12 protein-coding genes are annotated in these 13,760 nt (G+C 62.0%); 4 read left to right on the plus strand and 8 right to left on the minus strand.

All coding sequences use genetic code 11. The features are described 5' to 3' along the window. Positions 1 to 131: 131 nt before the first annotated feature. The 4 genes from ACSQ8V_RS11945 to ACSQ8V_RS11960 are packed head-to-tail and all read left to right on the plus strand — an operon-like array spanning position 132 to position 4,902. Positions 132 to 1,631 (plus strand): efflux transporter outer membrane subunit, encoded by a 1,500-nt coding sequence (locus tag ACSQ8V_RS11945; RefSeq protein WP_436205840.1) that lies wholly within the window; start codon positions 132 to 134, stop codon positions 1,629 to 1,631. 2 nt (positions 1,632 to 1,633) lie between these two features. Next, complete coding sequence (locus ACSQ8V_RS11950) at positions 1,634 to 3,805, plus strand: FUSC family protein (RefSeq protein ID WP_436205841.1); 2,172 nt, start codon at positions 1,634 to 1,636, stop codon at positions 3,803 to 3,805. After that, positions 3,795 to 3,995, plus strand: coding sequence for a DUF1656 domain-containing protein (locus tag ACSQ8V_RS11955; RefSeq protein WP_213761716.1), 201 nt, complete (start codon positions 3,795 to 3,797; stop codon positions 3,993 to 3,995). The genes ACSQ8V_RS11950 and ACSQ8V_RS11955 overlap by 11 nt, the downstream gene beginning before the upstream one ends. A 28-nt stretch (positions 3,996 to 4,023) precedes the next feature. After that, a complete protein-coding gene (locus tag ACSQ8V_RS11960; protein WP_436182058.1) occupies positions 4,024 to 4,902 on the plus strand; it encodes an efflux RND transporter periplasmic adaptor subunit in 879 nt (292 codons plus the stop codon). On the opposite strand, the gene astE is transcribed toward ACSQ8V_RS11960, so the two are convergent. The 8 genes from astE to ACSQ8V_RS12000 form a co-directional block, all read right to left on the minus strand. Beyond that, positions 4,897 to 5,934: a succinylglutamate desuccinylase gene (astE, locus tag ACSQ8V_RS11965; RefSeq protein WP_436205842.1), complete on the minus strand. Its 1,038-nt coding sequence runs from the start codon at positions 5,932 to 5,934 to the stop codon at positions 4,897 to 4,899. The two genes, ACSQ8V_RS11960 and astE, sit on opposite strands and share 6 nt — an antisense overlap. Further along, a complete protein-coding gene (gene astB, locus ACSQ8V_RS11970) occupies positions 5,918 to 7,261 on the minus strand; it encodes an N-succinylarginine dihydrolase (protein WP_213761719.1) in 1,344 nt (447 codons plus the stop codon). Before astB ends, astE begins: the two co-directional genes overlap by 17 nt. Positions 7,262 to 7,270: 9 nt before the next feature. Then, entirely contained in the window at positions 7,271 to 8,746 is a 1,476-nt protein-coding gene (astD, locus tag ACSQ8V_RS11975; protein ID WP_436205843.1) for a succinylglutamate-semialdehyde dehydrogenase, read from the minus strand. A gap of 11 nt (positions 8,747 to 8,757) precedes the next feature. After that, positions 8,758 to 9,795 (minus strand): arginine N-succinyltransferase, encoded by a 1,038-nt coding sequence (astA, locus tag ACSQ8V_RS11980; protein ID WP_436205844.1) that lies wholly within the window; start codon positions 9,793 to 9,795, stop codon positions 8,758 to 8,760. After that, the gene (aruF, locus tag ACSQ8V_RS11985; protein WP_436205845.1) at positions 9,792 to 10,847 is read right to left on the minus strand and encodes an arginine/ornithine succinyltransferase subunit alpha; all 1,056 of its coding nucleotides are present in this window, start codon (positions 10,845 to 10,847) and stop codon (positions 9,792 to 9,794) included. Before aruF ends, astA begins: the two co-directional genes overlap by 4 nt. Before the next feature lie 55 nt (positions 10,848 to 10,902). Further along, positions 10,903 to 12,114 carry an aspartate aminotransferase family protein gene (locus ACSQ8V_RS11990; protein ID WP_436205846.1) on the minus strand — a complete coding sequence of 404 codons (1,212 nt, stop codon included), beginning with the start codon at positions 12,112 to 12,114 and terminating at the stop codon, positions 10,903 to 10,905. Positions 12,115 to 12,346: 232 nt separating this feature from the next. Further along, positions 12,347 to 13,162, minus strand: a complete 816-nt coding sequence (locus ACSQ8V_RS11995; protein ID WP_255631104.1) for an ABC transporter ATP-binding protein — start codon at positions 13,160 to 13,162, stop codon at positions 12,347 to 12,349. Positions 13,163 to 13,306: 144 nt separating this feature from the next. Beyond that, positions 13,307 to 13,735, minus strand: a complete 429-nt coding sequence (locus ACSQ8V_RS12000) for a hypothetical protein (RefSeq protein WP_255631105.1) — start codon at positions 13,733 to 13,735, stop codon at positions 13,307 to 13,309. Positions 13,736 to 13,760 lie beyond the last annotated feature (25 nt).

Raw genomic sequence — 13,760 nt, forward strand, 5'->3', positions numbered from 1 at the left:
ACCCGTAACAATGCATTGCATTTTTACCAGTTACTCGCCAATCAAGGCAAAAATATAATTCTGGCCTGTGTCTCAATCCGTTTTGAGAAATAATTTTGCTAGTCAGCACGATCAGAAAGACCATCGCTCCGATGGTTCTTACATTTATTTTAACAATAGCAGGCTGCGCGAGCACTAAAAACGTCGGTCCCGAGGACACGCTCAAGGACACGTCTACGCTCGATGCCGGCGCGACGCTGCGCGCGGCTAACGCCGACGCGGCATGGCCGGCGTCGACATGGTGGCGCGCCTATAACGACCCGCAGCTCGATGCGTGGATTGCGCGTGCGCAGGCTGGAAATCCGACTCTGGCGCTAGCTGCCGCGCGCGTACGCGAAGCCCGTTCGATGGCGGGCGTGGCGCAAGCCGCCCTCGCGCCTCAAGTCGACGGATCGCTGGCGATCAACCGCCAGCAGTGGCCGGAAAACGGCTATTACGGCCCCGGCACTTACAACAACGTCAACACGTGGGACAACACGGCGGCGCTGCAACTCTCGTACAACCTCGACCTCTGGGGTCGCGACGGTAACGCAGCGGAACGCGCGCTGGATGCCACCCACGCTCGCGCCGCCGACGCCCGCGCCGCGCAACTCGAACTCGAAGCGAACGTGGTACGCGCATACATTGGCTTATCGCAGGGATTTGCGTTGCGCGACATCGCTCAGTCCACGCTCGACCAGCAGCAGAAAATCGCGGCGCGTGCGCGTCGGCGGCTGCAGGGCGGGATTGGCACGCAGCTTGAAGTCGCGCAGGCGGAAGCGTCGTTGCCGGACTACGAGCGTCAGGTAGAGACCTACGACGAAGCCATCGCGCTCGCCCGTAACCAGCTTGCGGCGCTCGCCGGCGCGGGACCGGGTGCCGGCGATTCGATCACGCGTCCCGTGCTGTCGCTGGCAACGCCGCTCGGCTTGCCGTCGGCTTTGCCAGCTGAGCTGATCGGACGTCGTCCGGATGTGGTGGCGGCGCGCTGGACGGTTGCCGCTAAGGCGCGCGGTATCGATGTCGCGAAGGCGCAGTTCTATCCGAACATCAACCTGATGGCGTCGCTTACGCAGATGTCCGCGGGCGGTGCGCTGCTGACTTTCCTCACCGGCAACGGCAGCGGCTGGACTGCCGGACCCGCCGTGACGCTGCCTATTTTCGAAGGCGGCCGGCTGCGCTCGCAACTCGGGGCGGCATCGGCGCAATACGACCAGGCCGTCGATCACTACAACGCCACGCTGGTTGCGGCGTTGCGCGATGTCGCCGATCAGGTCGTGCGGATCAAGTCGCTCGATCGCCAGCTCGACGCGTCAGGCCGCTCGGTTGCGGCTGCGCAGAAGAGTTATCGGCTGGCTGACGAGGGGTATAGGCGCGGCTTGACCGATTACCTGAATGTGCTCGTCGCGCAGACGCAATTGCTGCGCGCACAGGACGGCGAGGCGCGAGTGCGCGCTGAACGGCTCGCGGTATATGCGACGTTCTCGGCGGCGCTGGGTGGCGGCATCGATAGTTCCGCCGACAGCCCCGCCGACACGCAGATGAAACCCGCGAAGCATATCGGGCCGTTCGCCGAGCACAAGGACGCGTCGGCCGGCGAGCGGAGTGAATGAGCATGTCGACTCCCTTCTCCACGCCGAACCGTCCCCATCCGCTGCTCGTGGACTGGGCGCTCACCGACGGCCTCGCGTGGATTCACATCTTCAAGGCGGCGCTGGCGGCGTTCCTGGCGCTGTGGATCGCCATGCGTCTCGACCTGCCGCAACCTCGTACCGCGATGACGACTGTATTTGTCGTGATGCAGCCGCAAAGCGGCATGGTGCTGGCGAAGAGCTTTTACCGTTTCTGCGGAACGCTCGTCGGCCTCGTGGTGATGCTCGCGCTGATCAGCCTGTTCTCGCAGCAACCGGTTTTGTTTCTGTCGGCGACGGCGCTCTGGGTCGGCATCTGCACGGCGGGCGCGGCGCGTAACCGCAACTTCCGTTCGTACGGGTTTGTGTTATCGGGTTATACGGCCGCGCTCATTGGCATACCGGCCGCGCAACATGCTGATGCCGCCTTCCTGACAGCAATGACGCGTGTAGCCGAGGTATCGTTAGGCATCCTGTGTTCGGGTGCAGTCAGCGCGCTCGTCTTTCCGCGGCATGCCGGCGAGCAAGTCCGGGCGACCGTTCGGCGGCGTTTCACCGCGTTTGTCGACTACGTGTCGAAGGCGTTGGGCGGGGGTATCGAACGCTCGCAGATCGAGCGCATCAACGCGGCGTTCGTCGCAGATATAGTCGGGCTTGAGGCTGCGCGCAGCGTGGCCGTGTTCGAAGATCCCGACACCCGCATGCGCAGCGGCCGGGTCGCGCGGCTGAACGGCGAATTCATGAGCGTGTCTACACGCTTTCACGCGCTGCATCAGTTGATGAACCGGCTGCGGGTCAACGGCGCAGCGGCGACGGTCGACGCTTTGGAACCCTATTTCCGCGAAGTCGCGCCCTTGCTGAGCGCAGCGGGCGCGCCGGTGGAAAAAGCCGCCGATGCGGCCCACGCCGCCTCGCAACTCGACACGTTCAAAGCCGCGCTGCCCAGGCGCATCCGGGCGACGCGGCGCGCGCTCGATCCGGCAATCGACCTGCTTGAATTCGATACCGCCGCCGAGCTGCTGTATCGGTTCGTCGATGACCTGCATGCCTACACGCTGACCTACGCGTCGCTCGCAGTGCCTACGCACGAACGCGAGCACCGCATCACGCGTTATGTGCCGAAGACCAGCCTGCTCGCGGCGGGCGTTTCCGGGCTGCGCGCGTTCATCGTGGTCCTGGTCCTGAGCGGCTTCTGGATCATGTCGGCGTGGCCGAGCGGCGGCACGGCCGTGCTCGACGCGGCAGCGGTGATCGCACTCGCCTCGTCGTCACCGCGGCCCACGCAAATGGCCTTCCAGATGGCAGGCGGCACCGCACTTGCGGCCGTGGCAGGAATGATCGTGGTGTTTGCGCTGTATCCGCGAGCCGACGGCTTTCTGCTGCTGTCGGCCGTGCTCCTGCCGTTCCTGATGCTCGGCGCTTTCATCAGCACGCGGCCCGGCATGATGGGCGTTGGCGTTGGTTATTGCATCTTCTTCTGCTTTCTCGCCGGTCCCGACAACGTCATTCAGTACGATCCGTCAGGCTTCATCAACGACGCCATCGCGCTGGTCGCTTCCATGCTCGTTTGCTCAATGGCCTTTGCCGTGCTGCTGCCCACCGACGCGCCGTGGCTGCGCCAACTGCTGATGCGTGAACTGCGGCGGCAAGTGGTGACGGCGAGCAAGGGCGGCCTGACGCGGCTGGCGATGCGTTTTGAAAGCGGTGCGCGCGATCTGCTTTCTCAGATCGATGCGCTCGCGGCGGGTCGTGAGGATCTGCAGCGCGAGGCATTGCGCTGGCTGTTCGCGGTGCTTGAAGTGGGACATGCGGTGATTGATCTGCGTACCGAACTGAGCCGCTCGGATACGGGCACTGACACGCCGGCGCGCGCCTCCAGGGCGTCGATCACGCAGGCGCTGCACCGGGTGGCACATCTCTTCGATCACCCTACTCCTCGACGTTTCGATGCCGCGTTGTCGGCGACCACGCTGGCCATCGACGATCTGCGTGCGCTGCTAGATACCGTGCGCGAGCCTCGGGAGGAGCGCCATCGGCTGCAACGGATGTCGAGTCATCTGCATTTCATTCGTACGGCCCTGCTCGATCCGCAATCGCCGTTAGGCCATCTCAGCCATCGCGAACTCCCGCACGAAGGAGCGTCACATGCCGCGTGATATCGCCATTCTCGATGCCTACGTACCGACAATCCTGCTGCTGTTTATCGCGGGCGGCTTGCTGACCTGGTTCATCGACCGGCTGCTCGCGCTCACCGGCTTGTATCGCATGGTGTGGCATCCGTCGCTCTTTCGCGCGTGTCTGCTCGTATGTACATGCGGCCTGCTTGGGCTCGCGGTGTATCGCTGAAATATTGTTGAAGGACTAAAACCGCATCATGATCATCAGGAAAATTTTCGGCATCTTCATGACCGCGCTCATTTTCTGCGCAGCCATCTTGATCGGGCGCGTGCTGTGGGTGCACTACATGGACGAGCCGTGGACCCGCGACGGCCGCGTGCGCGCCGACGTCATCAACGTCGCGCCCGATGTCTCCGGCGCGGTCGTGACCATGCCGGTCGCCGATAACCAGTTCGTGCACAAGGGCGATCTGCTGATGGAGATAGATCCGTCGCATTACAAGATCGCGGTAGAGCAGGCGCAGGCTACCGTTGCCGCCCGTCAGGCGGATTTACGCATGCGTCGCGACGACGCCGCGCGGCGGGCGGATCTGGACAACGAAGTGGTGTCGAAGGAATCGCGCGATAACGCAAGCCAGGCCGCCTCCGGCGCCGCGGCGAACTTGCAGCAGGCGCAGGCAGCGCTCGACGCCGCCGAGCTCAATCTCGCGCGCACCAAGGTGTTTGCGCCGGTGGACGGCTACGTGACGAACCTGAACGTGCATCGCGGTGACTACGCGACGACGGGCGCAGCCAAGCTCGCTATCGTCGATAGCCATTCGTTCTGGGTCTATGGATATTTCGAGGAAACGAAGCTACCGCGTGTGCGGATAGGCGATAAGGCGGAGATGCGGCTGATGAGCGGCGGCGTGTTGAAGGGCCACGTGCAGAGTATTTCACGCGGTATCTATGACCGCGATAACCCGCAAAGCCGCGAACTGCTCGCCGATGTGAACCCCACGTTCAACTGGGTGCGGCTCGCGCAGCGCGTGCCGGTGCGGATTCATATCGACGAGGTTCCAGAAGATGTCGTGCTGGCTGCGGGGACGACGTGTACCGTGGTGGTCGATCCTACCGGCAAGCCGGGAAATTCATAGCGAGTCGAATGTTTCCCGAGTCGTCTCAATGACCATGAGCCCCGCTCTCAATCCCGGCTTCACCGTCGGATTCGGAAACACGATGCGCTCCTCGTCGCGTAGCACTTCATACGTGTAATCGCCATCCTCGGCGAGCACCGTGCCGCGCGCGAACGGCGTGAAATTCGCGACATCGCCGGCTACATGGAGCTTGAACGCCTCGCTCTGTTTATCGATTTGTCCGACGACGGTGAATACCTTCAACGTTGGGTTGGATGGCGCTATTGGCGCAAGCCCCGCGATCAGCCGCCGCAATGAGGCGTCCGATGCCTCGAAGCGCGACAGATCGTTATGCCCGAATGCCCGCACCTTGCCAAGCTCCAGCGTGCACGCAAGCGCGCCTGATTGCTCCGCCGTGAAATGCGTGAACGTGTTCGACTTCTCCTTGTGCAGCAATACAGCCGACAACCCCGCGTCCTGCAACCAGTCGAACATCACACGCGACAGCGGCTCGCCCGTGTATGGCAGCAACGCAAACTGCTCGAACACCGAGGGGCGGATCGCCGTGTGCATGTCAATGTGCCACTTAGCGTGCGTTGAAGCGGCATCGGTATCGACTTCGGCAAAAAATGCGCGCGTCACGTTCTCAAGTTCCGCTGCACGCGGCGCTTCATGACTTGCTGCAAGCTCAAGATAGCGGCCGTTGAACAGCCGGTTAAGGTCGTCGTCGCGATAACGGCAGGACGCACGCATCGCGTCGATGTTGCCGAAGATAACCAGCACGCGGCTCTTCAACGCCGCCTTGCCGCTTGCAATATCCGCAACAAGCATCGACAGGATTTCGATTGGCGCGGTTTCATCGCCATGAATCCCCGCCGATGCCACCACGCTTTGCAGCACCGCGGCCTCGGGTTCAAAGCGAACGATGCCATCGCCGAGCCACGTCCACTTCACGCCACTCGGCAACCGGCCTTCCGTCAGCGCGGGCTTTTTTCCATCGAGCACAAAGTCGAGAAAGTTCGCGAACATGGCCGGCTCAACGCTGGAAGTCATAGATAGCACCCAGCTTGAGAATCCCGGTCAGCGCATCAAGCGCCGCGCGCGATTCATCGAGGAGTTTCAGATCGGCGAGATCGGCGGGCGCAATGCGGTCGCGATAATGCGTGTCGATCCAGGCATCGAGTTGCGCGAACAACGTGTCATTCATCCAAACGCCTGGATTCACGGCGACACGCTCTGCATCGTTGAGCACCACGCGCAGCCGCAGGCAAGCAGGACCACCGCCGTTCTTCATGCTTTCACGAAGATCGAAGACGAGGACGTCGTCGATGGACGTTGACCGCGCGGGCAACGAATCGAGGTACTTGGCAACCCGCGCGTTTTCCCGGCACTCCTGCGGCACGACCAGCACTTGCCGGCCGTCGGGCCTCGTCAGCAACTGGCTATTGAACAGATACGACGAGACGGCATCGGCCACGCTGACTTCGTCTTCCGGCACTTCGATAGCGGTAAACGCGCCGCCATGTGTTTCAAGTTTCGCGCGAAGCTGGTCGTACACGCTGCCCTGATCCAGGAACGCCCGTTGATGGCAAAACAGCGTGTTGCGATTGCCCACGGCGATCACGTCGTTATGAAACACGCCTGCGTCGATCACATCAGGAAGCTGTTGCGCGAACACGGTAGCGTCGTCCGACAGTCCGTGAAGGCGCGCGACCGCGCGGCTTGCCTCAAGCGTTTGGCGCGCGGGAAAACGCTTCGGTTCTGCCGAACCTTGAGCGTATTCGCTGCGTCCGTAGACGAAAAACTCCACGCCCTTCTCGCCGTACTCGTTGCAAAAACGCGTGTGGTTGGCCGCGCCTTCATCGCCTAAAGCGGGCGTGCCGGGCAACGCGTGATGAATCCTGAAATGCTTTTCATCGGAGAAAATGGCCGAGAGCGAACGGCGTGTTTCTTCATGCTCGATCGCACGATGCAACTTCGTGCTCAGGTTAGCCGGCGTGAAATGCACGCGGCCATCGTTCGTATCCGCCGATGGGCTCACGGTCGCCGCGTTCGCGGTCCACATCGCCGAAGCAGAACTCGCAGCGGCGAGCAATTCCGGCGCTTCTCGAGCAGCACGTTCGACTACCGTAGCGTCGTCGCCGGTGAAACCAAGGCTACGCAGCAACTTGAGCGACGGCCGTTCGAGCGGCGGCAACACACCTTGGTGAAATCCAAGGTCGGCCAACTGCTTCATCTTGCGCAGACCCTGCTTCGCCGCGGCCTTCGGATTGGCGGCCGATTTTTCGTTGTTGCGCGACGCGACATTGCCGAACGACAGCCCCGCGTAGTTGTGCGTCGGGCCGACCAGCCCGTCGAAGTTCGCTTCGAATGCTTGCATCGTGGTTCCTCAGAACTGAAGGCCGGGCGAGACGCTCGCGGGCATTTGCAACTGCGTGCTTTCGACGGACGCCATAGGGTACGAGCAGTAGTCCGCTGCGTAAAATGCGCTCGGGCGCTGATTGCCGGAGCGCCCGATACCACCGAACGGCGCCGCCGACGACGCGCCGTTAGTCGGCCGGTTCCAGTTCACAATCCCAGCGCGAATGGTGCGCTGGAAATGGGTCCACGCGGTTTCATCGTCGGCTAGCAGGCCCGCGGATAAACCGAACGCGGTGTCGTTGGCGCGCTCTATTGCCTGATCGAAGCTGCTGTAGCGCGTGAGTTGTAGCATTGGGCCGAAGTGTTCCTCGTCGGGGACGTTACGCGCATTCGTCACGTCGATGATTGCGGGCGTGACAAAGCCGAGTTGCACAGACCGTTGCGTCATTTCAAGTAAAGGATTGCCGCCTGCTTCGATCAACTGCGTCTGCGCCTGCACGAGCTTGGCGGCTGCGCGCGCCGAGATCACTGCGCCCATGAACGGTTGCGGGTCGGCGTCGAAAGCACCCGTTTTAATCTTCGATGTCACGTCGATCAAGCGCTGGGTGAACCGCTCGCCGAATGCGTTATCCGGAACGAACAACCGGCGCGCGCACGTGCAGCGCTGCCCTGCCGATAAATAGGCCGACTGGATCGTGTGATGCACGGCAGCATCAATGTCCTCAACCTCCGCCACGACGAGCGGATTGTTGCCGCCCATTTCCAGCGCGAGCACGATCTCCGGACGGCCACCGAATTGCCGATGTAATAATGTTCCGGTATCCGAACTACCTGTAAAGAACAAGCCGTCGATCTGCCGATGATTCGCCAGCGCGATGCCGGTGTCCTTCTCGCCTTGTACAAGATTCAGCACGCCGGCAGGCAAGCCGGCCTGCGCCCACAAATCCACCGTCAGCGCCGCCACTCCGGGCGCGAATTCCGATGGTTTGAAGACAACCGTATTCCCCGCAATCAGCGCCGGGACAATATGCCCGTTCGGCAAATGTCCGGGGAAGTTGTAAGGCCCAAACACGGCCACGACGCCATGCGGACGATGCCGCAAAACCGCGATGCCATCGGCCATTTCCTGGCGCTTTTCGCCGGTGCGCTCGTGATACGACTTGACGGAGATATCGACTTTAGCCGCCATTGTCGCGACTTCGGTCCGCGCTTCCCACAAGGGCTTGCCCGTTTCGCGGCCGATGGTATGAGCCAGCGCTTCCTTGTGCTCGGTCAAGAGCGCTGCGAACCGCCGTGTGATCGCAATGCGTTCGTCCAGCGTCAACGCGGACCACGAAGCGAACGCGCGCCGTGCTGAAAACACCGCGCGTTCAACGTCCTGAGCCGCCGCGCTCGCGCCTTCCCAAACCACGTCGCCATTGCCCGGATTACGCGATGAAAACGGTGCGCCCGTGCCCTCGCTCCACGTACCATCGATAAACAATTGAGTCGAAATCTTCGTCATGATCCTTATCCTTAGCTTACGTTCTTCGGGCGCGGTTGCGATGCCAGTACACGCACCGTATCGCCGGCTTGCACACGCAGCGCGGCGGCTTCTTCCGGCGTCAGCAAAAAGGTGCCGTCTTCGGGCACGCCGAACGTCGCGCCGCAGCGGAAGTCGTCCAGCGACGTATTCGATACCAGGCTGCGGGCCTCGCCGTTTTCTGCACGCTCGCCCATGCGCACCGTCACCAGCACGCTCTCGCGCACCGTGCGCAAATCGGCTACGTGACATTCGAGGACCGGGCCGGCATCGAAGATATCGACGTGATTTTCATAGCGCAGCCCTTCCGTTTCGAGCATCTTGCGCGCGGGCATGGTGTCGCGGTGCGTCAACCCGACCGCCGCTTGCGCGTCTTCCGGCAGCATCGCGAGATAGACCGGATACCGGGGCATCAACTCGGCGAGGAACGACTTCTTGCCGTGCGAGCTGAGATAGTCGGCGGCGTTGAAATCGATCTGGTAGAAATGCGATCCAACCGCCTGCCAGAACGGCGACGCGCCGCTTTCATCGAAGTGGCCGCGCAGTTCAGCGCACAGACGCTCCGGGAAGCGCTCGCGAAATTGCGCAATAAACATGAAACGCGAACGCGATAGCAAACCACCCACGCCTGCCGTGCGATATCGCGGACTCAGGAACAACGAGCAGACTTCGGCGTAACCGGTGAGATCGTGCGAGATGTTGAGCAGCGACATCTTGGTCCACACACCCAGATCGCGGCTGGCATGCACGACCGTCGACACACGATAGTTATAAAACGGCTGCTCCAGCCCGACTTCCGTTTCAATACCGCAGACGCCGGCAATATCGCCGGTAGCCGTGTCTTCCATCGCGAACAGGTAACCTGCTTCGAAGGCTTCAGCTTCATCGGCGAGCGTGCGTCGTGCACGTTCAACGCGCGCGGTCAGCGCGTCGCGATCCGGCTTGAACGTGGTGAGTCCCGGTCCGGTCTCGTGCGCGAGCGCGACGAGCGCGTCGACATCTCCAGGCTGCACGCAGCGGACAACGATCATTGCAATTCTCCCGAAGCCTGATGAAGCGGCACACAACGCACCGTATCGGAATCTTTCACGCTTAAAACCTTGCACAGTTCCGCAGACAGCGGCGCACCGGTCGCGCGCGAGGACGGCAGATTGACTAAGGCGCAACGAAACGCGTGCGCGCCGCCAGCTGCGATCAGGTACGGCGTGCCCGACGTGTCCGCATCATCTTGTGCAGTCCGCACGGCGCGAACTTCGTTCGCCAGCACGGACGCGCTGCGTTCCACCGCGACGGTCAGAACCGGGCCGGCATCGAAGATATCGACGAAACGGTCCGGCTCGAATCCTTCTTCAAGGTGGATGTCATACGCGAGCAATGCGCCGTCGTCTGGCTCCCCCAACACTCTTTGCGCTTCGGGCGGCAACAGCGGCACGTAGAGTGGATAACTCGGCATCACTTCCGCGATAAACGTACGGCTGCGGCCGCCCGATTCCAGTTCGACCTGCTCAAAATCACGGCCAAAGAACTTGCGCCCGACCGCTTCCCAGAATGGCGATACACCGGCTTCATCGGTGACGCCAAGCATCAGCGAGAAGACGTCGTCGGAGAAACGCTTGCGGTTCGCGGCCACGTACATCATGCGTGCGCGCGAGAGCAGATGCGCGGCGGCATCGTGCGTGGCTTCGCGCACCGATGGGTCAACATAGAAACCCGTCAGACGGCTCTTGCCCGTGAGTTCATGCGACATGGTGAGCGCGTGGATCTTGCGGTTCACCTTGAGTTCGCGCGAAGCGTGGATCAACGCGTCATTGCGGAACGCATAGAACGGTTCCGAATAGCCCGCCGATGCCACGATGCTCGACGTACCGAGCAACGCGCCGGTCGTGGTCTCTTCGAGCACGAACAGATAAAACTCCTCGCCCGGAAACTCGACTTCCGCGCGAAACGAATCTTCAGAAAGCGCAACGCGCGTTTCCAGAACGCGGCGGTCGCGCGGCAACGAATGCAGCACCGGATGCGCGGCATTCGCCATCCGTTCGAGCGCGTCGAGATCGGCGAGTCTTGCGGGGCGGACGATTAACATCGGCGGTTCCGTTGGTTGAGAGAATAGGCTGAAGCCCGGACCGAAGCCCGCACGTTCAATGCGCCACGTCGGCGATAGCCTTTTCGATGCGCGCGAAGCCCTCGTCGAGATCGGCTATGGGCATGATCAGCGACGGCGCGAAACGCAGCACGTTCGGCCCCGCGATCAGCATGATCACGCCGTGTTTCGCAGCAGCGTTGAGCACGTCCTTCGCGCGGTCCTTGTAGGCATCGGCGAGTTCGGCGCCGATCAAGAGACCCTTGCCACGAATCTCTTTGAACACGGAGAAACGCTCATCGATGCGCTTCAGATGCGCCTTGATCGCAGCGCTGCGTTGCTGCACGCCTTCGAGCACGGCAGGGTCGCTGATCAATTCGACCACCTTGTCCGCGATAGCCGCGCCGAGCGGATTGCCGCCGTACGTCGTACCGTGCACGCCGACCTTGAAATGCGCGGCGATCTTGTCCGTGGTCAGCATTGCGCCGATCGGGAAACCGTTGCCGAGCGCCTTCGCGGTCGTCAGGATGTCCGGCGTCACGCCATAGCCCATGTACGCGTAGAACGAGCCGGTACGGCCCACGCCCGTTTGTACCTCATCAAAAATCAGCAGTGCGCCGTGCTGGTCGCAGGCTTCGCGAAGACCCTGGAGGAACGCGGGATCGGCGGGCAGCACGCCGCCTTCTCCCTGTACCGGCTCGACGATCACCGCGCAGGTCTGCGGTCCGATGGCTGCACGTGCAGCGGCCAGGTCGTTATAGGGAAGATGCGTGATGCCTTGCGGCGTCGGGCCGAAGCCTTCAGCGTATTTCGGCTGGCCGCCCACGCTGACGGTGAACAGCGTCCGGCCGTGGAATGACTGCGTGAACGAGATGATTTCAACTTTCTGCGGACCGGTGTTGTCGATAGCGTAACGGCGCGCGAGTTTCAGCGCGGCTTCGTTCGCTTCCGCGCCGGAGTTGGCGAAAAACGCACGGTCAGCGAAGGTGAGATTGGTCAGGCGAGTGGCAAGACGCAGCACCGGTTCATTGGTGTAGCCATTACCGATGTGCCAGAGCTTCTGGCCTTGATCGTGGAGCACTTTCAGCAGTTCGGGATGCGCGTGACCCAGCGCCGTCACCGCAATACCTCCAGCGAAATCGATATAGTCACGGCCTTCCGTGTCCCATATACGCGAACCAAGTCCGCGATCCGGCACGAAATTCGCCGGAGAGAAAAGAGGCACCATCACTTCGTCGAACGTACCGCGCGTTACATTGAGATCCGTCATGAACCGCTCCTTTGCTTGTTCGGTATTCAGCTTACACATCGTTTCCAGATGGTAGGCGCGCGCGGGCGTCGCGTCTTGCGGGAACGCGACAAGGTTTCATGGTATTCGAGGGGATTGACGGTTGTAAGTCAGCCGAAAGACATAGGCGTGCGGCCTGTCGCGCCACATTGAACGCGGAGCGATCGCACCGATCGCCCCACCAAATCCCGCCGCCGCGCCAACGCGTTCAGCGCTACTTGAGACTGCCCGACAGGAATTGCTTCAGCCGTTCGCTCCTCGGCGTGCTCAGCACTTCAGCCGGCGCACCCTCTTCTTCCGTGCGGCCCTGATGCAGAAACATCACATGATTCGATACATTGCGCGCAAAGCCCATCTCATGCGTCACGACGATCATCGTACGGCCTTCTTCAGCCAGTTTCTGCATCACTTTCAGCACTTCGCCCACCAGCTCGGGATCGAGCGCCGATGTGGGTTCATCGAAGAGCATCACGTCGGGATGCATGGCAAGCGCCCGGGCAATAGCCACCCGCTGCTGCTGCCCGCCCGACAAATGCGACGGATATTGCTTCTCCACCTTGGGCGCCAGCCCGACCTTCTCCAGGCATTCGCGCGCCCGTTCGCTCGCTTCCTTCTTCGATAACCCCAGCACGTGCATGGGCGCTTCCATGACGTTTTCAATCGACGTCATATGCGCCCACAAGTTGAAATGCTGGAACACCATCGCGAGCTTCGTGCGCACGCGCTGCAACTGCTTGTGGTCCGCGACTTCGAGATTGCCCATGCGGTCGGGTTTCGTGCGCACCGGCTCGCCGTCGACGATGATCTCGCCCGCGTTCGGCCGTTCGAGGAAGTTGATGCAGCGCAGAAAAGTACTTTTGCCCGAGCCGCTCGAACCGATGATGCTGATCACATCGCCGGCGTTGGCTGCGAGCGACACGCCCTTGAGCACCTCGTTTTCGCCGAAACGCTTGTGGATATCGCGGGCGACGAGTTTGACCGCGGTGTTTTGCGCGACGGCCGATGCAGCATTTTGTGCGAATGAGTCCAACGCATTCTCCCCGGAAGATGGGTCTGACGGGTCTCATGGTCTGATACCCCGCCCTATGTCGATCATGGCTGCGGATTCTACCGAAAGCCGCCGGCGGACAGGCATAGGGACAAACGCCCTCGCCTGACGGCCGGTGGTCATGGGTCAGTCCTTCGCGGCAGGCGCTGGCGTCACGGCGCGTACTTGCTGCGCCACGCGGCCATTGGCCATCGCGATCTCGGGGCTGGTTTGCAGCATCGGCAGATATTGGGCGTCGAAAGCGGCGTTGCGGTCCTTCGCGCCGAACATGGCCGTGACCGCGTGCGCCATGTCGATACGGCCATCGGGCGTGGCGTCTGTGTCGTCCAGTACGTCGTCAAGCGCAGCAATCAGCGTGGACAACGGGCCAAGCCATTTGTAAGCGCTGCCGTTGATCACGATCTGCAGGAATTCGCCGGGCGACACCGCGCCGAATTCGGCTTCGTGGCGGGTGCGCAATTCGTCGAGGATGCTACGGTGCAGCGCCAGCAGCGGATGGCGGACGTCCTTGAGAAACGTGGTCGCGGCCGGGTCGGTCATCCTGATGATGGTCATGGTCATTGCCCCGAAGTGGAAAATG

Origin of the sequence: Caballeronia sp. LjRoot31 (assembly GCF_964253885.1) — a bacterium.
Classification (GTDB): domain Bacteria; phylum Pseudomonadota; class Gammaproteobacteria; order Burkholderiales; family Burkholderiaceae; genus Caballeronia.